Genomic DNA, 22,556 nt, shown 5'->3' with positions numbered 1-22,556 from the left:
CCCCACCCCCGCGGCGCCGCCCGCCCGCTTGATCCCGTTTGGATCAGGGAAATCACCCGAATCTTGGCCCAAGATTACGTGGCGATCCCTGATCCAAACGAGATCAAGGGCCGCGCGCACCGGGGTCAGGGAGGCGAGGTCAGGCGGGCGAGGTCAGGCGGGTGGCGAAGGAGCGCGCGGCGGCCGCCGGGTCCGCGGCCTGCGTGATCGCCCGGACCACGACCACCCGCCGCGCCCCGTGCGCGATCACCGTGTCCAGTCGCGACAGGTCCTCGATCCCGCCGATCGCCCACCACGGCCGGTCCCCGGCCCCGACGGCCGCCGCGTGGTCGAGCAGCGACAGTCCGGCCGCCGGCCGGCCCGGCTTGGTCGGGGTCGCCCAGGTCGGCCCGGCCACCACGTAGTCCACGCCCGGCTCGGCGGCCGCCGCGTCGAACTGCGCGGGCGAGTGCGTCGACCGTCCGATGAGGACGTCCGGACCGAGCAGCCGGCGGGCGTACGCGACGGGGAGATCGTCCTGGCCGAGGTGCAGGACCGGCGCCCCGGCCGCGTACGCGACGTCGGCCCGGTCGTTGACCGCCCAGAGCCGCCCCCACCGTTCGGCTGCGGTCCGGAGCACGGCGAGGTACCCGAGTTCTTCGCGAGCTTCGAGCGTCTTGTCCCGCAATTGGATGATGTCGACGCCGCCCGCGTACGCCGCTTCGACGAAGTCGCCGAAGTCGCCCGCACCGGCCCGGGCGTCGGTGCACAGGTAGAGCCGGGCCTGGGCGAGCAGCTCACGAGCGGTGGAACCAGGGGTGGCCATGGTCGCCGACGGTACCCCATTCCACCGGCAACACGTTGCGGAGTATGGTTGCGGCCGCACGGGAGCCCGGTAGACCGGGCTGAGAGGGCAGCTGGGAGCCGCCGACCGTAGAACCTGATCCGGGTAATGCCGGCGCAGGGAGCCGTTCCACCCTCCCAGCTGCTCATCCCATACCGGTGCGTCCATACGGGTGCGTCCGGACAGGGGGCGTCCGGACAGGGAGCGTCCAGACAGGGAGGATCGGCGTGCCCATCGATGCGGTGATCGCGGGCGGCGGGGTGATCGGGCTGGCCGTCGCGTGGCGGTGCGCCGAGCGCGGGCTGCGCGTCACCGTCGCCGATCCGGCGCCGGGCGCGGGCGCGTCGTGGACGGCGGCGGGCATGCTGGCCCCCGTCACCGAGCTCGGCTACGAGGGCCGCGAGCTGCTCGATCTCAACCTGGCCGCGGCCCGCCGCTGGCCGTCGTTCGCCGCCGAGCTGGGCGACGCCGCGGGGTCCGCGGTCGGCCTGCGCGAGTGCGGCACCGTCGCCGCCGCCTGGGACGCCGCCGACCTCGCGGGCCTGCGCGACCTCGCGGCCTTCCACGCCTCGCTCGGCCTGCGCTCCGAGGTCCTCACCGGCCGCGAGCTGCGCACGATCGAACCCGCGCTCGCGGCGGGCCTGCCCGGCGGGCTCCTCGCGGCCGGGGACCACCAGGTCGACAACCGTTCCCTGGTACGCGCGCTCCGAGCAGTCGTCGCCCGGCTCGGGGTCGACGTGATCCCGGCCCGCGTGACCCGGATCGCCGGGACCGCCGGGGGGACGGAGGTCACACTGGACACCGGTGACCGCCTCGCGGCCGGTGTCGTGGTCGTCGCGGCCGGGTCCTGGTCGGGCGGCATCGACGGCCTGCCCGATCCGCCGCCGGTACGCCCCGTCAAGGGCCAGACCCTGCGCCTGCGGCGCCCGCCCGGCCTGCTCGGACACGTCGTGCGGGGCAGCGTCCGGGGCAATCCCGTGTACGTGGTTCCGCGTACGGACGGGGAACTGGTGGTCGGGGCGTCGAGCGAGGAGGCCGGGTTCGACCTGCGGCCGCGCGCCGGGGCGGTCTACGAGCTGCTGCGCGACGCCCAGACCCTCGTCCCCGAGCTGAGCGAGGCCGAGTTCGTCGAGGTCAGCACCGGCGTCCGCCCCGGTACGCCGGACAACGCGCCGCTGCTCGGCCGGTCCGCCACCGACGGCGTGCTGTACGCCACCGGGCACTACCGCAACGGAATCCTGCTCGCCCCCGTGACCGCGGACGCGATCGCGGACCTGATCACCACCGGGCGTACGCCGGACCTCGTCACACCCTTCGACCCGGCGCGATTCCAGGCGCGAACCGAGGCGCGAACCCAGGGAGGACCATCATGAACGTCGTCGTGAACGGCGAGCCGCGCGAGGTGGACGCCGGAACCACCCTGGCGGACCTCGTCGGCACCGTCTCGCGTACCGGCAAAGGGGTCGCGGCCGCGGTGGACGGGGCCGTGGCGCCGCGCTCGACCTGGGCGGCGCTGGTCCTGACCGAAGGCGTGACGGTCGAGCTGCTGACGGCGGTGCAGGGTGGCTGACGACGAGCTCATCGTGGCGGGCGAGAAGCTGGCGTCGCGCCTGGTCCTCGGCACGGGCGGGGCGCCGAGCCTGCGCGTGGTCGAGGAGATCCTGGACGCGTCGGGGACCGCGATGTGCACGGTGTCGATGCGGCGCGCGGATCCGCGCCAGACAGGGTCCCTTGTGGACGTCGTCAGCCGCCGTGACGTGCGGTTCCTGCCGAACACCGCGGGCTGCCGCACGGCCCGCGAGGCGGTGCTGACCGCGCAGCTGGCCCGGGAGGCGCTGGAGACCGACTGGATCAAGCTGGAGGTCGTGGCCGACGAGCACACCGTGCTGCCGGACGCGGTCGAGCTGCTGGACGCGGCCGAACAGCTGGTGGCGCAGGGCTTCCAGGTGTTCGCGTACACCAACGACGATCCGATCCTGGCCCGGCGCCTGCAGCGGACCGGCTGCGTGGCGGTGATGCCGGGCGGCGCGCCGATCGGCAGCGGCCTGGGCATCCTCAACCCGCACAACATCGAGATGATCGTCGCCGAGGCCACCGTCCCGGTGATCCTCGACGCCGGCATCGGCACCGCCTCCGACGCGGCCCTCGCGATGGAGCTCGGCTGCGACGCCGTCCTGCTCGCCTCCCCCGTCACCCGCGCGCAGGATCCCGCGATGATGGCCGCCGCCATGGCCGCGGCCGTACGCGCGGGGCGGCTCGCGTACCGGGCCGGGCGCATTCCCCGCCGCGGGCACGCGGTCGCGTCCTCGCCCACCACCGGCATGCCGGTCCTCTGACCTCCCCCGACAGCCTCATGACGACAGAAAGGGCACGGCGATGACAGTTCTGGCGCCCGCGCAGGAACCCGGCCTGCGGCTGGCCGACCCGCAGCCGCGTACCCTGGGTTTCCTCGATCACGTGGCCCTCTGGGGCAACCTCGGCATCAGCCTGCTCGGCCCCGTCACCGCGGTCTACGTCGTCGGCGCGGGCATGTCCATCCTGGCCGCCTTCACCGCGATCGTCGCCGGCACCCTCATCGGTACGCTCGGTCTCGCCCTCGCGGCGGCGGCCGGCGCGCGTACCGGGCAGCCCGCGATGGTGATGCTGCGCGGCCTGTTCGGGGCCCGGCTGTCCTGGCTGCCGACCGCGCTCAACCTCGTCCAGCTGCTCGGCTGGGCGACCTTCGAGCTCTACGTCATCGCCGCGGCCGCGAAGCAGCTGCTGCCGTGGAAGCTCGACTGGCTCTACATCGTCCTCGCCGGCGTCCTGACGACCGTCATGGCCGTGCGCCCCCTCGGCTCCGTACGCCTCCTGCGCCGCTACGCGCTCGTCGCGGTCGTCCTCGCGATGGGCTACCTCGTCGTCCAGCTGCTCACCCATCCGCACCCGTCGCTGACGGCCGGCGGCTGGGACGGCTTCTGGCCCGGCGCCGACCTCGTCATCGCCGTCTCCGTCTCGTGGATCCCGCTGGCCGCCGACTACTCGCGGCATGCGCGTACCGAGCGGGGGGCGTTCCTCGGCTCGCTCACCGGCTTCTCGCTGACCCAGATCGCCTGCTACGGCCTCGGCCTGCTCGCGCTGAGCACGGTCGCGGCCGGCGACCCGTCGCAGAGCGGCATGTTCGGCGCGTTCATCGCGGTACCGGCCGGCTGGCTGGCCTTCGGCGTCCTCGTCGTCCGCGAGCTCGACGAGAGCTTCGCCAACGTCTACTCCACCGCCATCTCGGCCCAGAACCTGCTGTCCAGAGTGGACCGCCGCATCCTCGCGGTCGCCGTCGGCTCGCTCGCGACGCTGCTCGCGCTCGCCGTCGACATCGCCTCCTTCCAGAACTTCCTCTACCTCGTCGGCTCCGTCTTCGTCCCGCTGTTCGCGGTGTTCGTCGTCCGCTATTTCGTGTACGCCGGCTGGCGTACCTGGGACACGTCGGCCACCGCGCCGGCCCGGACCGGTCTGCTGCTGCCGTGGGTTCTGGGGTTCGCCGCGTACCAGCTGGTGAACCCGGGCCAGCTCGTCTGGTGGTCCACGGAGTGGAAGCACATCCGGGACCTGCTGCACTTCGCGCCGCAGAGCTGGGTGTCGGCGTCGCTGTTCTCGTTCCTCATCGCCTTCGTGGTGGCCCTGCCGTTCGGGCCGCCCTCGCCGCGGACCGGGGCGCCCTCGCCTTCGCCCTCTCCCGGGGCCGGGGCGCCGGAGTCCGTCCGATGATCCCGAACGTGCTGACGATCGCCGGCTCCGACCCCAGCGGCGGCGCCGGCATCCAGGCCGATCTGAAGACCTTCGCGGCGCTCGGCGCGTACGGCATGTCCGTCCTCACCGGACTGACGGCGCAGAACACCCTGGGCGTACGCGCCGTGATGAGCGTGCCCGCCGACTTCGTCACCCAGCAGCTCGACACCGTCCTCGACGACGTACGCGTCGACGCGGTCAAAATCGGCATGCTGGCCGACGCGTCCATCGTCTCCGCCGTGGCGACCGTCCTGCGCGACCGACGTCCGTCCACAGTGGTCCTCGACCCGGTCATGGTCGCCAAGAGCGGCGACCGGCTGCTCCTGGAGTCGGCTGTCGACGCCCTCCGCGACGAACTGCTGCCGGTCGTCGACCTGATCACCCCCAACCTGCCGGAGGCGGCGGACCTGCTCGGCGTACCCGAGGCCACCACCGAACCCGAGATGCTGGAACAGCTGTCGGCGCTGGCCGCGTACGGCCCGGCGGTCCTGCTCAAGGGCGGCCACCTCGGTGGCCCCGACTCCCCCGACCTGTACCTCGCCTCACCCGGCGCCCCGGTCGTACGCCTGTCAGCCCCGCGCGTCACCACCACCAACGACCACGGGACCGGCTGCACCCTGTCCTCGGCGATCGCGGCGCTGCGACCACGATCCGAGTCCTGGGAGGATGCGATCCGCGCCGCGAAGAGCTACCTGACCGACGCCCTCGCGGCCGGCGACCGCCTCGACGTCGGCCACGGCCACGGCCCCGTCCACCACTTCCACCGCTGGTACTGACAGTCACCACCATCAAGACCGAGTCTCCCGCCGCCCGGCCGGAAACCGGCTCTCCGGTCGCTTGTGTGGTCCGGAACGTCCCTGGGCCTCGATCCAGTACCCGGATTCTGCAGTAGTGGATCTCCATGGCGTGATCGAGTTCCCTGGAGCTGCGGAATCGGCCCGCTTTCTGCAGGATTTGGGAACTTGATCATGCCTTCCCGTCAGATGGGGCGATCCTGCCCCGAGTGATCGTTTACCGCTATTACGGCAGGACGCGCCGGATAGCCTCGATCAAATACCGTCTATCCGGCAGGGAAGCGCTCTCACGCCGTAATGACGGTACTTGATCAAGGAAATCGGCGCCGCGATGCCGTTATAGCGGTACTTGATCAAGGCGATCGTGCCGGCGATGCGGGATGACTTCTCCGCATCGAGCCGCACTCCCTCTTCAAGATCCATACACCGCCGACCTTGCGCCTCACGAAAATCGGACAATCGCAACAAAGACCAGGAGCGAAGGGTAAAGCAGGGACCGATCCGCGGCGAAGGATGCGTCGCCCCACTCACCTGGCAGTGGAGGCCCCCCAGGGCCGGAACGGTCTCCCGCGCGAGGAGCGGAGGTGAGATCGACGAACCCGGGACATGAACTTGATCTTGATCCTCAACGATCTTGCGCGAATGCCCCGAATTTCTTCCGGTGCGCCCGAAATGCCCGGACATTCGCGCAAGATCGTCGAGAGTGGAGCGGGGTCAGTCGATGACGACGGCCAGCTTGCCGAGGGTGCCGGCGGCGAAGTCCTCCAGCGCCTTGGGGACCGCGTCGAGCGAGTAGGTCCGCTGGACCGGCAGGCGCAGTTCGCCGCCCGCGACGAGCGCCCCGAGGTGTTCGAGGACTTCGCGGTGCGGCGTGGCGTAGATCGGCACCGCGGTGATCGGCAGGTCGCCGCTGGGCAGCGCGCTCAGCAGCGTGGCGTAGCGACCGCCCTCCATCAGTACGCCGGCCAGCACGTCCGGGTCCCCCGCATAGTGCAGCGCGGCGGCGATCCCGCCGGGCGCCAGCTGGCGCACCTGGGCCGCCACGTCGCCGGTGTAGTCGACGACGTGGACCGCGCCGAGCTCGCGGACGAAGGCCGCCTCGCCGCCGGGTGCCGCCGTCGCGATGACCTCGGCACCCGCCTGGACCGCGAGTTGGATGGCGGCGGCGCCGACACCGCCGGTCGCGCCGGAGACGAGGACGAGGTCGCCGCGGTGCGGGGCGACCGCGCCGAGGCTCGCGAGCGCGGCGGCTCCGGCGAGGCCGATCGTGCCCGCCCGCAGCAGGTCGACGCCGGCCGGGATCGGGGCGATGTTGTGGTCGGCCGGGATCACCAGGTGATCGGCGAAGGAGCCGTGGTGCAGCGGCTGCGTCAGGACCACCCCGAACACCTCGTCGCCCGGCGCGTACGCCGACACGCCCTCGCCGACGGCGTCGACGGTTCCGGCGAAGTCGCGGCCGAGCGTCGCCGGGAACTCGTGGTCCATCATCCCGCGCAGCCAGCCCCGGGCCATGGCGAGATCGAAGCCGTTCAGGGAGGCGACGCGTACCTTGACCCGGACCTCACCGGGTCCGGGTACGGGGTCGGGGATCTCGGCGACCGTGGGTGCGGCACCGAAGTCGTCGATCACAATGGCGCGCAATGCGTCTCCTCGCACGTCGTTCGATGAGCCCGCCCCAGGTCGGACTGAGATTACCAAGTTGATCAATAATGCTGGATGGACCGAACGGACTCCCTCGGTCGGGCGGTAAGGGGTTCCGCGGGCGCTGATCTTTCCGGCGGCCGACCGGGCATCATGTCCTTGTGCCCGTCGTCGAAGCCAGTGTCACCGTTCCCGTGCCGCCCGAGGTCGCCTTCGCCGTGTCCCAGACGACCGGCGAGACGCGCTACCGCTGGGACCCTTTCGTCCGCTCGCAGCACTTCGTGGCCGGGGCGACCGCACCCGGCAAGGGCGTACGCACCTTCACCCGGCACCGGCTCGGCGCCACGATGATCAGCGAATACGTGTCCTACAACCCGCCCACCAACGTCGGCATGAAGATGGTCCGCGGCCCGTGGTTCTTCGCGATGATGGCGGGCGGCTGGCGGTTCGCGCCGGTGGCAACGGATCCGGGCTCGTGCGTGGCCACCTGGCGGTACAACTTCCAATGCCGGCCCGCGTGGCTGCGGCCCGTCGCCGAGCGGATCGGGACGTGGATGCTGGGACGCGAGATCCGGCAGCGGATCGCGGGATTCGCCCGGGGATGCGCGGACCCGGTGGTGCTCGCGGCCGTCGCCGCTGCCTGATCGGGAAGCCCCGCGCGGGTTGTGCCGGCGTCTCATACTGTGGCGGCACTCAGCTCACCACGGGAGGAACCATGAGCGAGCCGGCCCCGCACGCCCCCGCGCCGCACCTGCGCCCGCACGCCCCGGCCGGCGAGCCGCCGCCCTATCCCGCCCCCGCCGACCAGGTCGCGCCGCCGTCGCTACCGCCCGCACCGCAGCCCCAGCCGTCCGGATACGCGCCCGAGCGCTACATTCCGACCAACGCGTACGCGATCCTCGCGATCGTCTTCGCGTGCTTCGTCCTCCCGCCCGTAGGCATCTACCTCGGGGGCAAGGCGAAGCAGCAGATCGCGGAGTCCGGCGAGCGCGGCATCGAGCTCGCCAACCTGGCGGTGGTCCTCGGCTGGATCTTCACCGTCCTGCAGGTCGTCATCGTGCTGCTGGTGTGCGACATCTTCGGCACCGTGATCCTCACCGCCGCGAGCCGAGGTTCCAGCTTCTGACCGGCCGGCTCAGGGCAGCGGAGGCGCGACGGTCGTGAGCCAGGTCAGCACCTGTACGCGTACGTCGTCGTGGCCGATCCCCTGCGTCACGATGTTGTGCCCGCGCAGTTCGTCGTTGCCGAGGAGCAGCTTCTTGTTCTTCGCGGGCGCCTGCGCGTACGCCGCCTGAGCGATGTCGGCGCTGTCGGGATAGGTGATCGTGTCCTTCTTGCCGGCCGCGACCAGCAGCGGGACCGTGACCTTCTTCGCCCCGTCGACCGCTTTCACCCCCTTGTAGTCCCCGATCGGCGACAGCGCGACCACCGCCGCCGGCCCCGGACTCAGTACGCCGCCCGCGTTCAGCACCCCCGTCGCCCCCATCGACGCTCCCATGAGGACGATCGACTGCGCGCCGAGCTTGCGCAGGAACGCCGCGGCCGACTGGAGCTGGCGGACCATGTCGCCTTCGGGCCCCTTCGACACCCCGACCGAGTCGTCCACGAAGTCGAACACGAGCACGTGGTACCCGTTGGCCTGCAACTCCTGCCCGAACGGCAGCCACTCGCAGACGTCACCGGACTCCTCGTGGGCCAGGATGACACCGGTCTTGCCCATTCCCAGCTCGACGCCGTGGATCTCGTCGCCCAGCTCGTCACCGAACTCGATCTGGTTGCCGGTGTCGGCCAGATCCTCGCAGGCGTGTCCGGCCTCGACGGGCTGCTGGCTCGGGCCGAGGTTCGGCGTACCGGCGAAACAGCCCGCCAGCAGGACAGCCGCCAGCGCGGCGGTCAGTCCACTGTAGAAACCGGTGCGGCGCATGCGGGTCTCCTCGGTCGGCACCCGATCATCGGGTTCCCGAGGTAGCGAACGCGTCACACCGGCATATCGGTTGTCATCCCATCCATACGCCGCATCGGTACGCCGAAGGCGTCCCTACGTGGCATTGCACTGATCAACGCTTTCCAGCGTCTCTGATCGGGGCACTCGAAACCTGGTCTGGCCTGCGCGAATATGGTCAGTCTCGGTCGTCGCTGGCCGGACCGTGTCGACCCCAGACGGCCCACAGCCCAAGACACTGGCTCCACGCGGACCGGAGGGGATTCGAACCCCCGGTAGGGCCAAGGCACGCCTGAAGGCCCCACACGTCAAGGTGCCGCCCGCGTGCGGGCTGCGTGGCACGTAGACGCTGCAATAGTCCAGACTCTGCCACCGGTCCGCAGACACCGTGCCCGAACGACACCCATCTCGCAACCCTGTTGCCAGTGGCTCGCTTCGGTGTGAACGAACGATCATGACGGTTAGACCTCGCGGAGTAAACAGGGTCCAGTTCGGGAAATAGTCTGCTGTCGCTCGCCCTCGTACGCCGCGATTGTCGGGACATAGGTGACACTCCGCCGGGTGCTGGTGGGCTTGGTGTCGCCGGTCATCGGCCTGCGTCGCGCGTTTCCTATCCTTCAGACATCCGCGCGATCGATCCACTCCACGGTCACGAACAGGTTCGGACGCGGAGCCACGAATGCCGCCTCGATGAGTGCGGACTCCCGCGCGTCCTCCACGACCTGCCACCATGGCTTGCCGAAGTCGAGCGGCTCGTCGAGCTGCTCATGGCCGTTCCAGTACGCGCCACCGTCGATGACAGCCCACAGCATGAAGTACAGCACCGCCTGATCGCGGTCGGCCAGGTCGTTGACGACGTCCACAAGCCGGGCAGACGGCCAGGCCCGTTGAATGCCGCCGGCTGTCGTCCGTAACGACGACGTCAACGGCGGCACGACCTCCTGCCGCGCTCCCAGCACCGTCAGCGCGCGACGGATCCCAACCGCCTCGGTCCAATCAGGCCCGTCACCACTGACACGCTGCCGCCGATACGCCTCCCACAACATCGGCACCGCCTCCCGAACGCCGAGCTCAGCGATCGCCCAGGCCGACCACTCCCGAACCGTCCTATGCTCGCTGCGGAGCAGACCAGTCAACGCAGGTCCGGCGGTGGCATCGCCAAGGTGCTCGAAGACCTCGATCGCAGAAAGCTGACCGTATCGGTCCAGCGATCCCACGGCGGCCGCCAACGGCTGGATCGCCTCGCCCCCGATCGAGATCAGTTCAGCCTTCGCGTCCTCGGCGATCTCGGTCGAGTCGTCGTCCAACAGCCTGATGAGCCGCGCGATCTCGTCCGCCACGACCGCGAAGTCTGCCGCACCGAGATCAGCGTCCACCAGCGAAATTCCACTCTCGTCCAGTGGACGTGTCACCCACCTCCCGACAACGATCCGTCACTCGGTGCCGCCGTAGATCGCGCGCTCGAAGGCCCCCGACGAGCCGCCCAACGGCCCACAGACGGCCAACATCCATGATCAGGCCACGAAACAACACGTCAGGATAGGCGTACCCGTCACTTGGCGTTGTAGTAGTTCGCTTCCGGGTGGTGGACGATGATCGCGTCCGTCGCCTGCTCCGGATGCAGCTGGTATTCCTCGGACAGCTCCACACCGATCCGCCCCGCGTCCAGCAGCCACACGATCTTCGCCCGGTCCTCCAGGTCCGGGCACGCCGGATAGCCGAACGCGTACCGGCAGCCGCGGTAGTCGTTGTGCAGGATCCCCGCGAGGTCACCGGGGTCGGCTGACCCGACCGAGCCGCCGGACGGGAGGGACAATTCCGAGCGGACGCGCGCGTGCCAGTACTCGGCCAGGGCCTCGGTCAGCTGCACCGACAGCCCGTGCACCTCCAGATAGTCCCGGTACGCGTTCTGCGCGAACAGCTTGTTCGCGTACTCGCTGATGGTGTGGCCGACGGTGACCAGCTGCAGCCCGACCACGTCGGGTCCCGCCGCCTGGGTGCGGAAGAAGTCGGACAGGCACAGCCGCCGCTCCTGGCGCTGCCGCGGGAAGGTGAACGTGACGCCCTGCTCGGGCAGGACGAGGTCGTTGCCCGAGGAGTAGCACGGGAAGTAGCCGTAGACGACGGCCGCTTCGAGGACCTGCTCGGTGGCGAAGCGGTCGAGCCAGTAACGCAGCCGCGGGCGGCCCTCGGTCTCGACCAGCTCCTCGTAGGACGGTCCCTGGCCGGCCCGCGCGCCGCGCAGGCCCCACTGGCCGAGGAACAGCGCCCGTTCGTCCAGCATGGACACGTAGTCGCCGGTCGGGATGCCCTTGACGACGCGCGTACCGAAGAAGGGCGGCTGCGGCACCTCGGCGTCGGTCGCGACGTCGCTGCGTACGCTGGCATCGTCCAGGCCGGGAAGTTCGGCCGTGACGACGGCGCGGTGCTTCTCGCGGCGTTCGCGGCGGGCGGCCAGCGCGGCCTCGCGGACGGGGTCGAGGACGGCGACGCCGGTCTTCTTGGCGGTCATGACCCGGTCCATGAGGGCGAGGCCCTCGAAGGCGTCGCGGGCGTAGTGGACCTGGCCGCCGTCGAACAGGGAGCGCAGGTCGTCCTCGACGTAGGAGCGGGTCAGGGCCGCGCCGCCGAGCAGGACCGGCCAGCGCGAGGCCATGCCGCGCGCGAGCATCTCGGCGAGGTTCTCCTTCATGATGACCGTCGACTTGACCAGCAGGCCGGACATGCCGATGACGTCGGCCGAGTGCTCCTCGGCGGCGTCGAGGATCGCGTTGATCGGCTGCTTGATGCCGAGGTTGACGACCGTGTAGCCGTTGTTGGACAGGATGATGTCGACCAGGTTCTTGCCGATGTCGTGCACGTCGCCGCGGACGGTGGCCAGCACGATCGTGCCCTTGCCGGCGGCGTCGGCCTTCTCCATGTGCGGTTCGAGGTACGCGACCGCGATCTTCATCACCTCGGCGGACTGCAGGACGAACGGCAGCTGCATCTGGCCGGAGCCGAACAGGTCGCCGACCGTCTTCATGCCCTCCAGCAGGGTGTCGTTGACGATCTCCAGCGCCCCGCGGGACTCCAGGGCGAGGTCGAGGTCGGCTTCCAGGCCGTTGCGCTCGCCGTCGACGATGCGCCGCTGCAGCCGCTCGTCGAGCGGCAGGGCCAGTAGTTCCTCGGCGCGCGAGGCGCGGGCCGAGGCCGCGTCGACGCCCTCGAACAGGTCGATGTACTTCTGCAGCGGGTCGTATTCCACCGTGCCGTCGGCCCGGAAGACGCGCCGGTCGTAGACGAGGTCGAGGGCGACCTGGCGCTGCTCCTCGGGGATGCGCGCCATCGGCAGGATCTTCGAGGCGTGCACGATCGCGCTGGTCAGACCGGCCTGGGTGCACTCGTGCAGGAACACGGAGTTGAGCACCTGGCGGGCGGCCGGGTTGAGGCCGAAGGAGATGTTCGAGACACCCAGGGTGAAGTTCACCCCCGGGTGGCGGGCCGCGATCTCGCGGATCGCCTCGATCGTCTCGATGCCGTCGCGGCGGGTCTCCTCCTGGCCGGTGGCGATCGGGAAGGTCAGCGCGTCGATGAAGATGTCCTGGATGCGCAGGCCCCACCGGCCGGTGAGGTCGTCGATGAGGCGGTCGGCGACGCGCACCTTCCACTCCCGCGTACGCGCCTGGCCCTCCTCGTCGATGGTCAGCGCCACCACGGCCGCGCCGTGCTCGCGCACGACCGGCATCACTCGCATGTAGCGGGAGTTCGGGCCGTCGCCGTCCTCGAAGTTGACGGAGTTGATGATCGAGCGGCCGCCGAGCATCTCCAGGCCGGCCTCCAGCACGGCCGGCTCGGTCGAGTCGAGCATGATCGGCAGCGTGGACGCGGTCGCGAACCGGCCGGCCAGCTCGCGCATGTCGGCCGCGCCGTCCCGGCCGACGTAGTCGACGCACAGGTCCAGCAGGTGCGAGCCGTCGCGGGCCTGCTCGCGGGCGATCTCGATGCAGCCGTTGAAGTCGCCGGCCAGCATCGCGTCACGGAACGCCTTGGAGCCGTTGGCGTTCGTCCGCTCGCCGACCAGCAGCACGCTCGCGTCCTGCTGGAACGGCACGTGGTGGTAGAGGCTCGCGAGACCCGGCTCGATGCGCGGCTCGCGGCGGACGGGGGCGGTCTCGTTCAGCGCGGCGACCACCGCGGCGATGTGCCCGGGCGTCGTGCCGCAGCAGCCGCCGACGAAGTTCACGCCGTACTCGTTCACGAACCGGCCCAGCGCCTCGGCCAGCTCGTCCGGGGTCAGCGGGTAGTGCGCGCCGTCGGCCGTCAGGATCGGCAGGCCCGCGTTCGGCATCACCGACACCGGCACCCGGGCGTGCTGCGACAGGTAGCGCAGGTGCTCGGTCATTTCCGCCGGGCCGGTCGCGCAGTTCATCCCGATCAGGTCGATGCCCAGCGGCTCGATCGCCGCCAGCGCCGCGCCGATCTCGCTGCCCAAAAGCATCGTGCCCGTGGTCTCCACGGTCATCTGCGCGATCAGCGCCACCTCGCGGCCGCTCGCCGCGATCGCCCGCTTCGCGCCGATCACCGCCGCCTTCACCTGCAGCAGGTCCTGGCAGGTCTCCACGAGGACCGCGTCCGCGCCGCCGTCCACCAGGCCGCGCACATTCTCCGTGTACGCGTCGCGGAGCGTCGCGTACGGCAGGTGGCCCAGGCTCGGCAGCTTCGTGCCGGGGCCGACCGAACCGATCACGAACCGGGGCCGGCCGTCGGCCGCGAAGCCGTCCGCGACCTCCCGGGCCAGCCGGGCTCCGGACACCGAGTACTCGTAGATCCGCTCGCTGATCCCGTACTCGCCCAGCGCGGTGGCGTTGGCCCCGAACGTGTTGGTCTCGACGCAGTCCGACCCGGCCGCGAAGTAGGCCTCGTGCACGGCCCGCACGATGTCGGGCCGGGTCACGTTCAGCACTTCGTTGCAGCCCTCCAGGCCGCCGAAGTCGTCCAGCGTGGGCCCGGCCGCCTGCAACATCGTGCCCATCGCACCGTCGGCGATGAGGACACGGTCACGGAGCGCGGCAAGGAAGGCATTCGTCACGCATTCAGCTTAATCCGCACGTCGGACGCCACCTCGCCGGCAGGGCCGCCCTCCCGGTCAGCGGGACCGGCGTACGCCGACACGCCAGGCCCGGCCTCGTCGCCGTGCGGCGCTGTCGTAGGAGCGGACTAGGCTGTCGGATGTGAGTGAGTTCGACGGACTGCCGACCCTGCGCAACCCGGTGGCCCTCGCCGCCTTCGAGGGATGGAACGACGCCGCCGACGCCGCCTCGGCCGCCCTGGATCATCTGGAGCAGCTGTGGGACGCGAAGGAGATCGCCGCGATCGATCCGGAGGACTACTACGACTTCCAGGTCACCCGGCCGCACATCAGCCTCGTCGACGGCGACACCCGCCGCATCGAGTGGCCGACCACGCGGTTCCTGGTCGCGAGCCCGCCCGGGTCCGACCGTGACGTGGTGCTGATCCGGGGCATCGAGCCCAACATGCGCTGGCGGGGGTTCTGCGCCGACGTCCTGGAGCTGTGCCACAGCCTGGAGGTCGGCCAGATCGTGCTGCTCGGCGCGCTGCTGGCCGACGTGCCCTACAGCCGGCCGCTGCCCATCAGCGGCAGCTCGCCCAACAGCGAGGCGATGCAGCGGCTCAACCTGCTGCCGACCCGCTACGACGGCCCGACCGGCATCGTCGGCGTGCTGCACGACGCCGCCCAGAACGCCGAGATCGACTCGCTGTCGTTCTGGGTGCACGTCCCGCACTACGCCAACAACCCGCCCTGCCCGAAGGCCACCCTCGCGCTGCTGCACCGCATCGAGGAGGTGCTCGACCTGCCGGTGCCCGTCGGCGACCTCGCCGAGGAGTCGGCCGACTGGGAGGACAAGGTCAAGTCGGCCGGCGAACAAGACGCCGAGCTGGGCGAATACCTCCGCGAGCTGGAGGAGCGGGCGGGCGACGCCGGGCTGCAGCCGCTGTCCGGCGACGAGATCGCCAGCGAGTTCGAGAAGTACCTGCGCCGCCGCGGCGGCGGCGACAACGCCGGCCCGACCGCCGGACTCTTCTAGCGGGGCACCGGCTCTAGGCCCGCTCCGACGCCGGAGGCAGTCGCGCCGCGTACGCGACCGGCGGGACACCCAGCGTCGCGGTGAAGTCGCGGACGAGATGGGCCTGGTCGGCGTACCCGAGATCGGCGGCCAGTCCGGCCCAGTCGACCTCCGGGGCGGCCGCGGCCACCGCGTCGTGGATCCGGTAGCGCAGCAGTACCCATTTCGGCGACACCCCGACCTGCTCGGCGAACAGCCGCTGCAGAGCGCGTACGGACAGGCCTGCGGCCCGGGCGACCTCGTCGACGCGGCGCAGCGAACGGTCCTCCCGGACGGCCTCCACGATCGCGACCGCCTGGTCGGACCGCGGATCCGGTACGGGCGCGCAGGCGATCAGGGCCGCGTCGAGCACAGCGACCACGGCCTCGTCCGGTGCCATCAGCTCGGCGGCCTTGGCGACGGCGGTCCAGTCGAAGGCGGGCAGCGCCTCGGCGACCGGGACCTGCCGGCCGGCCAGCCCTCCCGGCGAGCGCCCGAGAAAGGCCCGCGCGGCGCCGGGACGGAACTGCGCGCCGCGTACCCAGCCGCGGCCGGCGAGCTCGATCGTGAACAGGGCCCGCGCCGGACCGGTGACCCGGCCGGTCACGGGATCGTCCGATGTGGGCTTCATCACGGTCAGCGTCACCGTCGGGTGTCCCACGACGTGCTGCGTGTGCGGCTCGGCCAGGTCCCAGTCGATGAACCAGTAGTGCTCGATCCACCGCGCGAGCTCGGGGGCCGGCGGCAGCCGCCGGTAGCGGACCCGGCGGGTGAGCGTACGCGGGTCGACGATCCCGTTCGTGTCGCGGCGGAGCACCTGTTCATTGTCGCGTTCGATCGTCGCGTTTGTTCAAGCCGGTCCGCGCCGGGCCCGCCTAGCGTCGGGGCATGACCGAGATCAGCAAGCTGCTGCGCGATGCCGGGGACGCCGCCCTGCCGGTGGTCACCGGCATCGCCGACGGGCAGCTGTCCGCCCCGACGCCCTGCGCCGAGTTCCGCGTCGGTGACCTGGTGAACCACCTGTTCCAGGTGATCGTGAACTTCCAGGGACTCGCCCGGCGGCAACCGGCCGACTTCTCGACCACGCCGGACATCCTGACGACGGCCTGGCGGGCCCGGTTCGCACCCGAGATCGACACGCTCGTGCGCGCCTGGTCGGACCCGGCCGCGCTGGCGGGCGTCTCCCCCGGCATGGGCCTGCCGCAGTCCGTCGTGGGCCAGATGGCCCTGCTGGACCTCACGCTGCACGCCTGGGATCTCGCCCGCGCCACCGGCCGGCCGTTCGCGCCGTCCGACGCGGCCGTCGAAGACCTGCTGGGCATGGTCGACATGATGGGCGACACGGCCCGCGCCACCCGGGTGTTCGGCCCCGAGGTCCCGGTGCCGGCCGGCGCCGCCGACTTCGAGCGGCTGCTGGGGAAGTCCGGTCGCGATCCTCAGTGGAATCCGGTCGCGTACGCCACGGAGAGTGGCGACACGCCGCGTACAGCGTCCTAGGATTCTAGGCATTCGGACATTCGTGCGGCACAATGCGCACATGTCTGAGGTCAGCACGCAGGGGGTGAATCCGGGCGCGGCGGAGTTCCCCCACCGGCAGATCGCCACGACCCTGCGCGCCCGGATCCGCCGGGGCGACTGGCAGCCCGGGGAACGCCTGCCCAGCATTCCCGCGCTCGCCGGCATGTTCGGCGTCGCCAAGCAGACCATCCAGCGCACGGTCGACCAGCTGCGCGTCGAGGGCCTGCTCATCACGAAGCCCGGCTCGGGCACCTACGTCCGCGGTACGCGCCGCCGACTGAACCGCCTGTCCCGCGGCCGCTACGGCGCCCAGCGCGGATACCACGCCGATCTCGCCGCCCGCTACCGCCAGCAGCTGATGTCGGTCGGGCGCGAACCCGCTCCCCCGGAGGTCGCCGACGCGTTCGGCGTACCGGACAACACCGAGCTGGTGGTACGCCGCTACCAGGTGCGTACGCAGGACGCGACCGTCTCGCAGATGACGGTGGAGGTCGGCGCCTCCTGGTTCCGGACGTCCGATGTGGCCGGCTCCTCGATCGAGCGCGCCGAGGCCTTCGGCCGGCCGGTGTACCAGGAGGTCGAGGAGGTGACCGGGCGGCGCTACACCAGCGCGACCGACGTCATCAGCGCCCGGCTGCCCACCCGCGAGGAGGCCGAGCTGCTCGCGATGCGGCCGGACACTCCCGTGCTGCACCTGCTGCACGTCGCGTTCGACGAGCACCACAAGCCGCTGGAGGTCGCCCTGTCGACCTGGCCGGGTCCAATGACGACACTCACCGAAGACTACAAGATCCCCGCGCCCCGTCCCGAGGAGGACTACGGCGACGAGTCCGACATCGCCCTGGGCTGAAGATCCTCATGATCCGGTTTGGATCACGGTTATCACCCGAATCATGGCCCATGATTCGGGTGATTTCCCTGATCCAAACCGGATCAAGCGGGGCTTGATCACAGCCGTCAAGCTGACACATCGCGCGCCACGCATCGACGTTTCCCTACGTCATCGCGAGGGTACGGCTCCGCCGATCGGATCGGCGACGATGACGGCCAATCGACACAGGGGTGCCCGTTCGGCCCATCGGAGCTACCTTCTATTCCAGCCCGCCCTCACCGACGAGGTCGACCAGGAGGCCGCGGGCGGCGTACGCGGAGAGGAGACGGGCGATGTGGCAGGGACCGACACTGTGGCAGGGGCCGACGTACGCCGGCTGAGCGCTCAGGCCGGCGCGGGCTGGGTGCGGACCCGGCGTCCCTCCGGTGGCGTCACGAACACCGCTATCAAGGCGAAGACCGCCGCGACCGCGAAGCCGGGGGCGTACCCGGCGCCGGCGATGATCGCTCCGAAGACGGCCGGTGTCGCCGCGCCGACCATGTTCTGCACCATGTTGTGGACGCCGAGGGCGCGCCCCGCCCACGCCGACCCGGCCAGTTCGGCGACGGCGGTGAAGGCGAACCCGTTGCCCGCCATGGCGACGATCAGCGCGGCGATGAGCAGTCCCGGCCCGAGCCGGTGCGACCAGCCGATCGCGGCGGCGGCCGTCAGGCCGGTGAGGCCGTTGACGATCGCGAGCTGGCGCATCGGGCGCAGCCGGCTGCCGACCGCGTCGGACCAGCGGCCGCAGGCGAGCCGGCAGAGCGCTCCGAAGATCTGTACGCCGGCCAGCAGCCGCCCCGCCGCGCCCGGATCCCAGCCGCGCCCGACGAGGAAGTCGAAGGTGAACGCGGCCGTAGTGAACTGGGGCACCACGAGCAGCATGGCCGCGCCGTGGATGCGCCACAGCTGCGCCAGCCGGTAGGGGTTGCCGCCGTCGGCCACCGCGCCCGGTTCCCCGCGGGGCGGGTCGACGACCAGGGCCGCGACCAGCAGCGAGGTCACGATGCAGATCCCGGCCAGCACCGCGAGCGCGCCCCGCAACCCGTACGCGGCCGCGACTCCGGGCAGTGCGAGGGCGGCCACGGCGATGCCGACGGGCTGAGCCGCCTGCCGGAAGGCCATCGCGACACCGCGTTTCTCGGCCGGGAACCAGCCGAGCACCACCTTGCCGCTGGCCGAGTTGGCCGAGGAGCCCAGCGCCCCGGCCAGGCCCAGCATCAGCCCGAGCACCGGCACCGACGGCGAGGTGAACGCGGCGACCGCGAGCACGACGCCGGCCAGCCCCTGACCGAGCGACATCGTGACGCGCTCGCCGCGGCGGTCGGCGTACCAGCCCCAGAGGACGAGGGTGAACAGCATCCCGGCGCTGGGCGCGCCGACCACCATCCCGGCCTGCGCGAGCGTCAGGCCCTCGCCGCGCAGCACCGGGATCAGGACGGGCAGGCCGTACATGAAGACACAGCTGGCACCCTGGGCGGCCATGCCCAGGGCGAGCATGCTCCAGCGGTTCGGGGAACGCACTACAGGCGTACGCCCAGCAGCGCGTCCGTCGTCTCGGCCAGCAGTCCGGGCGCGACGGTGTCGTCGCCGGTCCCGGCCAGCGCCGCGTCCGCCCATTCGTCGATCAGCAGCAGCGCCCGGGGCGTGTCGAGATCGTCGGTCAGCGCCGCGCGTACGCCGGACAGCAGGAGCGCGCCGGACGGGCCGGCCGGCGCCGACGCGGCCGCCCGCCACCGGGCCAGGCGCTGCTCGGCGGCCTTGAGCACGTCGTCGGTCCACTGGCGGTCGGCGCGGTAGTGGTCGGCGATGAGCGCGAGGCGCACGGCCATCGGGTCGACGTGGTCCGCGCGCATCCGGGAGACGAAGACGAGGTTGCCGCGCGACTTGCTCATCTTCTCGCCGTGCAGGCCGATCATGCCGGCGTGCACGTAGTGCGAGGCGAAGGGCTTGGCGCCGGTGAGGACCTCGGCGTGCGCCGCCGAGCACTCGTGGTGCGGGAAGATCAGGTCGTTGCCGCCGCCCTGGACCTCGATCGTGCTGCCGATGAGGGTGAGGGCGATCACGGCGCACTCGATGTGCCAGCCGGGCCGGCCGGGGCCGAGCGAGCCGCCCGGCCAGGACGGCTCGCCGGGGCGGATGCCGCGCCACAGCAGCGGGTCCAGCGGGTCGCGCTTGCCGGGGCGCTCGGGGTCGCCGCCCCGCTCGGCCGAGAAGATGAGCATCTGGTCGCGGCTGAGGTTGGACTCGTAGCCGAAGTCGGGCGCCTGGGAGATGTCGAAGTAGACGTCCCCGGTCCCGTCCTCCAGCCGGTACGCGATCCCGCGGTCCACGAGCTCCTGGACCCGGGTCACGATGGCCGGGATGGACTCGACGGCGCCGACGTAGTGCTCCGGCGGCAGGATGCGCAGCGCCTCCATGTCCTCGCGGAACAGCGCGGTCTCGCGCATCGCGAGGACGACCCAGTCCTCGTTGTCGCGGGCGGCGCGCTCCAGCAGCGGGTCGTCGACGTCGGTGACGTTCTGCACGTAGACCACGTCGTGCCCGGCGTCGCGCCACAGCCGGTTGATCAGATCGAAGGTGATCATCGTCGCCGCGTGCCCGAGGTGCGTGGCGTCATACGGTGTGATCCCGCAGACGTACAGGCCGGCACGACCGCGCGGCTGGCTCTGGTGCTTGGCACGGCGGGCCGAGTCGTAGAGGTACAGGGGTTGCCCGGCGCCGGGCAGGCGCGGGACCTCGATTCCGGACCACGATTCCATCCGCCCAGCGTAGCCGGTAACGGATCTCCGACGCCTCCGGCCGAGGCCCGGGCCCCTGTTGCGCTCAGCGCGCAAGAAGGCGCGCCGGGTGCACAGCGGCACAGTACGGAAGATAAGGTCGGTGCATGACTCATCAGGTGTTCGCATTCGACCCGCCCGAGCGGTTCGTGGCCGGCACCGTGGGTCCGCCCGGGGAGCGGACGTTCTATCTGCAGGCCCGCGGTGGCGGCCGGGTGGTGAGCGTCGCCCTGGAGAAGGTCCAGGTGTCGCTGCTCGCCGAGAAGCTCGAAGAGCTGCTGACCGAGGCCCACAACCGGTTCGGCCTGACGATCCCGGAGAGCAGCCCCGGCCCGCTCGACAACGACCCGCTCGACGCCCCGGTGGACGAGGAGTTCCGGGTCGGGACGCTGGGCCTCGCGTACGACGTGGAGGACAGTTCGGTCATCATCGAGGCGATCGCCGTCGAGGAGGCCGAATTCGACGCCGACGCGGAATCGGACGCCGCCGAGGAGGAGGCCGCCGAGATCCCCGACCACCTCGACCGGCTGCGCGTACGCCTGACGCCGCAAGGAGTGCGCGACTTCATCGACCGCGCCCGGCGGGTGCTGTCGGCCGGCCGGCCGCCCTGCCCGCTGTGCGGCCAACCGCTCGATCCCGCCGGTCACCTCTGCCCCCGGAACAATGGCTACCACCGGCGCTGATCCCGTCCTCGCCGAGGGCGAGATGGAGATCGAAGGCCGCCTGGTCGACGCCTCCAACACCACGCTGCGGGTTCTGCTCACGCACGGTGACACGCAGGTCCGCGCGGTCTACAAGCCGGTACGCGGAGAGCGCCCCCTCTGGGACTTCCCCACCGGTACGCTGGCCGGCCGCGAGGTCGGGGCCTACCTGGTGAGCGAGGCGCTGGGCTGGAACGTGGTCCCGCCGACGGTCCTGCGGGGCGGCCCGCTCGGCCTGGGCTCCTGCCAGCTGTGGCTCGACGAGCTCGACGAGCCGCCGGTCGGCTTCGTCCCCGCCGACCGGCTGCCCGAGGGCTGGCTGGCGATCACCGGATTCCAGGACGAGGACGGCGAGACGTTCCTGCTCGCCCACGCCGACGACCCCCGGCTGCGGCGGCTCGCCCTGTTCGACGCGCTGGTCAACAACGCCGATCGCAAGGGCGGGCACGTGCTGCTGTTCGGCGACGACATCTACGGCGTCGACCACGGCGTGTGCTTCCACGAGGAGCCGAAGCTGCGTACGGTGCTGTGGGGGTTCGCCGGTCAGGAGATCCCGGCCGACCTGCGCGAGGACCTGTCGAAACTGCGGCTGGACGGCGTACTCGACGAGCACCTGTCCACCGTGGAGATCGAGGCGCTGCTGCGGCGGGCCGACGCGCTGGCCACGTTCGGCCTGTTCCCCCAGCCGGATCAGGACCGCCACGTCATTCCGTGGCCGCCGGTGTAGCAGTCCAGACCGTGTCCCGCGGCGGCGTACGCAGCCGGCGGACGTGGGTGCCGTCGTCGAGCACGACGGCGCACAGAGCGCCCGGTTCCGGGCGGCCGTAGAGGATCAGCGGGACGGTCCCGGCCAGGTCGAGCGACACCCCGGCGAACGGCGCGTCACCCGGCTCCGGATCACCCGCGTAGAGGGCCCTGTGGGCGGACGCGTACCAGACCGGGGTCTCGGGCTGCGGGGTCCGGGCGAGGCGGCGCCACTCCCGCCGGCGGTCGAGCGTACGCGCCGCCACGGCCAGGCCGACGATCGCGAGCAGGACGGCCGTGAAGAACAGCACCCACACCGCGGTGTCGTAGACCGGGGCCGCCATCGTCACCGGCGCGGACGGATCGGTCCCCGTGGACCGGCTCTGGCGTACGGCGCCGAAGACCAGGGTGGCCAGCGCCAACGCGAGCAGCGCTCCGGACGCCGCCGTGGCCAGGGTGAAGCGCGGAACGGTGAACCGGCCGGGGACCGCCGCTCTCGGGCCGCCGATCCGGCCGGGCCGGCCCCGCCACGCGTACGCGAGAATGCCCACGAGCAGCGCGTAGCCGCACAGGACGACGTAGGCCCAGCCCGGCGCGGCCTCGGTACGCCCCGCGGCGAGGGCGGCGCCGGCCCCGGCGACCGCGGCGCCGGCGGCGACGAACGGGTGGAACCAGCTGACGATGACGACGCCGACGAGGCAGGCGAGGGCGACGGCGCCCAGGTAGTCGCTGCGGCAGGCCGCGGAGGGCGGGCAGACGACGGCGTCGGCGTAGCGCACGATGATCCACAGCAGGCCGAGTCCGAGCAGCGAGATGGCGGCCTCGACCCAGACCTGACGGGCTCTCATGCTTCGATTGTCGTGATTGTGG

At 71.4% G+C, this 22,556-nt stretch carries 22 protein-coding genes, 1 pseudogene and 1 riboswitch; of the genes and pseudogenes, 12 read left to right on the top strand and 11 right to left on the bottom strand.

The window, feature by feature from the left end; translation table 11 throughout:
- Positions 1 to 139: 139 nt before the first annotated feature.
- On the bottom strand, positions 140 to 805 hold the full coding sequence (thiE, locus tag G401_RS0141440; RefSeq protein ID WP_027347137.1) for a thiamine phosphate synthase: 666 nt from the start codon (positions 803 to 805) through the stop codon (positions 140 to 142).
- Positions 806 to 853: 48 nt separating this feature from the next.
- Positions 854 to 963: riboswitch (TPP riboswitch) on the top strand.
- Positions 964 to 1,050: 87 nt separating this feature from the next.
- Between thiE and thiO the strand changes: the two genes are divergently transcribed.
- The 5 genes from thiO to thiD are packed head-to-tail and all read left to right on the top strand — an operon-like array spanning position 1,051 to position 5,364.
- On the top strand, positions 1,051 to 2,196 hold the full coding sequence (gene thiO, locus G401_RS51910; RefSeq protein ID WP_245602089.1) for a glycine oxidase ThiO: 1,146 nt from the start codon (positions 1,051 to 1,053) through the stop codon (positions 2,194 to 2,196).
- A complete protein-coding gene (gene thiS / locus G401_RS0141430; protein ID WP_027347136.1) occupies positions 2,193 to 2,393 on the top strand; it encodes a sulfur carrier protein ThiS in 201 nt (66 codons plus the stop codon). Before thiO ends, thiS begins: the two co-directional genes overlap by 4 nt.
- On the top strand, positions 2,386 to 3,159 hold the full coding sequence (locus G401_RS0141425; RefSeq protein ID WP_027347135.1) for a thiazole synthase: 774 nt from the start codon (positions 2,386 to 2,388) through the stop codon (positions 3,157 to 3,159). Before thiS ends, G401_RS0141425 begins: the two co-directional genes overlap by 8 nt.
- 40 nt (positions 3,160 to 3,199) lie before the next feature.
- Positions 3,200 to 4,567, top strand: coding sequence for a purine-cytosine permease family protein (locus G401_RS51905; protein WP_051367984.1), 1,368 nt, complete (start codon positions 3,200 to 3,202; stop codon positions 4,565 to 4,567).
- Positions 4,564 to 5,364 carry a bifunctional hydroxymethylpyrimidine kinase/phosphomethylpyrimidine kinase gene (gene thiD, locus G401_RS0141415; RefSeq protein ID WP_027347134.1) on the top strand — a complete coding sequence of 267 codons (801 nt, stop codon included), beginning with the start codon at positions 4,564 to 4,566 and terminating at the stop codon, positions 5,362 to 5,364. The genes G401_RS51905 and thiD overlap by 4 nt, the downstream gene beginning before the upstream one ends.
- Positions 5,365 to 5,637: 273 nt before the next feature.
- Here thiD and G401_RS56555 read toward each other — a convergent pair whose 3' ends face one another.
- Complete coding sequence (locus G401_RS56555) at positions 5,638 to 5,805, bottom strand: hypothetical protein (protein WP_157546826.1); 168 nt, start codon at positions 5,803 to 5,805, stop codon at positions 5,638 to 5,640.
- Positions 5,806 to 6,096: 291 nt separating this feature from the next.
- The gene (locus G401_RS0141405; protein WP_027347133.1) at positions 6,097 to 7,023 is read right to left on the bottom strand and encodes an NADP-dependent oxidoreductase; all 927 of its coding nucleotides are present in this window, start codon (positions 7,021 to 7,023) and stop codon (positions 6,097 to 6,099) included.
- 161 nt (positions 7,024 to 7,184) lie between these two features.
- Here G401_RS0141405 and G401_RS0141400 point away from each other — a divergent pair, with 161 nt between their 5' ends.
- Both G401_RS0141400 and G401_RS58165 read left to right on the top strand, forming a co-directional pair.
- Positions 7,185 to 7,667: an SRPBCC family protein gene (locus G401_RS0141400; protein ID WP_027347132.1), complete on the top strand. Its 483-nt coding sequence runs from the start codon at positions 7,185 to 7,187 to the stop codon at positions 7,665 to 7,667.
- A 230-nt stretch (positions 7,668 to 7,897) separates the two neighbouring features.
- Positions 7,898 to 8,149, top strand: a complete 252-nt coding sequence (locus G401_RS58165) for a DUF4190 domain-containing protein (RefSeq protein ID WP_051368010.1) — start codon at positions 7,898 to 7,900, stop codon at positions 8,147 to 8,149.
- 9 nt (positions 8,150 to 8,158) lie between these two features.
- Here the strand turns inward: G401_RS58165 and G401_RS0141390 are convergent, their stop codons facing one another.
- The 4 genes and pseudogenes from G401_RS0141390 to metH all read right to left on the bottom strand — a co-directional run bounded on the left by G401_RS0141390 (position 8,159) and on the right by metH (position 14,036).
- Positions 8,159 to 8,947 carry an alpha/beta hydrolase gene (locus G401_RS0141390; RefSeq protein ID WP_157546825.1) on the bottom strand — a complete coding sequence of 263 codons (789 nt, stop codon included), beginning with the start codon at positions 8,945 to 8,947 and terminating at the stop codon, positions 8,159 to 8,161.
- A 267-nt stretch (positions 8,948 to 9,214) separates the two neighbouring features.
- Positions 9,215 to 9,344, bottom strand: a pseudogene (locus tag G401_RS56550).
- Between the two features lie 238 nt (positions 9,345 to 9,582).
- On the bottom strand, positions 9,583 to 10,341 hold the full coding sequence (locus G401_RS0141385; protein ID WP_245602088.1) for a HEAT repeat domain-containing protein: 759 nt from the start codon (positions 10,339 to 10,341) through the stop codon (positions 9,583 to 9,585).
- 176 nt (positions 10,342 to 10,517) lie between these two features.
- Positions 10,518 to 14,036, bottom strand: coding sequence for a methionine synthase (gene metH, locus G401_RS0141380; protein ID WP_027347129.1), 3,519 nt, complete (start codon positions 14,034 to 14,036; stop codon positions 10,518 to 10,520).
- A gap of 142 nt (positions 14,037 to 14,178) precedes the next feature.
- On the opposite strand from metH, the gene G401_RS0141375 reads away from it, so the two are divergent.
- Positions 14,179 to 15,054 carry a PAC2 family protein gene (locus tag G401_RS0141375; protein ID WP_027347128.1) on the top strand — a complete coding sequence of 292 codons (876 nt, stop codon included), beginning with the start codon at positions 14,179 to 14,181 and terminating at the stop codon, positions 15,052 to 15,054.
- Between the two features lie 13 nt (positions 15,055 to 15,067).
- Here the strand turns inward: G401_RS0141375 and G401_RS0141370 are convergent, their stop codons facing one another.
- Complete coding sequence (locus G401_RS0141370; protein ID WP_027347127.1) at positions 15,068 to 15,889, bottom strand: helix-turn-helix domain-containing protein; 822 nt, start codon at positions 15,887 to 15,889, stop codon at positions 15,068 to 15,070.
- 71 nt (positions 15,890 to 15,960) lie between these two features.
- On the opposite strand from G401_RS0141370, the gene G401_RS0141365 reads away from it, so the two are divergent.
- Positions 15,961 to 16,569, top strand: coding sequence for a TIGR03086 family metal-binding protein (locus G401_RS0141365; RefSeq protein ID WP_027347126.1), 609 nt, complete (start codon positions 15,961 to 15,963; stop codon positions 16,567 to 16,569).
- A gap of 40 nt (positions 16,570 to 16,609) precedes the next feature.
- Positions 16,610 to 17,440 carry a GntR family transcriptional regulator gene (locus G401_RS0141360; RefSeq protein ID WP_027347125.1) on the top strand — a complete coding sequence of 277 codons (831 nt, stop codon included), beginning with the start codon at positions 16,610 to 16,612 and terminating at the stop codon, positions 17,438 to 17,440.
- A gap of 366 nt (positions 17,441 to 17,806) precedes the next feature.
- On the opposite strand, the gene G401_RS51895 is transcribed toward G401_RS0141360, so the two are convergent.
- A complete protein-coding gene (locus G401_RS51895) occupies positions 17,807 to 18,985 on the bottom strand; it encodes an MFS transporter (RefSeq protein ID WP_211240980.1) in 1,179 nt (392 codons plus the stop codon).
- A complete protein-coding gene (gene mshC, locus G401_RS0141350) occupies positions 18,985 to 20,223 on the bottom strand; it encodes a cysteine--1-D-myo-inosityl 2-amino-2-deoxy-alpha-D-glucopyranoside ligase (RefSeq protein ID WP_027347124.1) in 1,239 nt (412 codons plus the stop codon). Before mshC ends, G401_RS51895 begins: the two co-directional genes overlap by 1 nt.
- 125 nt (positions 20,224 to 20,348) lie before the next feature.
- Here mshC and G401_RS0141345 point away from each other — a divergent pair, with 125 nt between their 5' ends.
- Positions 20,349 to 20,924, top strand: coding sequence for a DUF3090 family protein (locus tag G401_RS0141345; RefSeq protein ID WP_027347123.1), 576 nt, complete (start codon positions 20,349 to 20,351; stop codon positions 20,922 to 20,924).
- Entirely contained in the window at positions 20,905 to 21,669 is a 765-nt protein-coding gene (locus G401_RS0141340) for an SCO1664 family protein (RefSeq protein ID WP_027347122.1), read from the top strand. Before G401_RS0141345 ends, G401_RS0141340 begins: the two co-directional genes overlap by 20 nt.
- Here G401_RS0141340 and G401_RS0141335 read toward each other — a convergent pair.
- Positions 21,647 to 22,534: a hypothetical protein gene (locus tag G401_RS0141335; protein WP_027347121.1), complete on the bottom strand. Its 888-nt coding sequence runs from the start codon at positions 22,532 to 22,534 to the stop codon at positions 21,647 to 21,649. The two genes, G401_RS0141340 and G401_RS0141335, sit on opposite strands and share 23 nt — an antisense overlap.
- Positions 22,535 to 22,556 lie beyond the last annotated feature (22 nt).

Source organism: Hamadaea tsunoensis DSM 44101, assembly GCF_000428945.1.
Taxonomy (GTDB): domain Bacteria; phylum Actinomycetota; class Actinomycetes; order Mycobacteriales; family Micromonosporaceae; genus Hamadaea; species Hamadaea tsunoensis.
The sequence above is the reverse complement of the archived record's forward strand: the minus strand, read 5'-3'. Positions and strand labels throughout refer to the sequence as shown.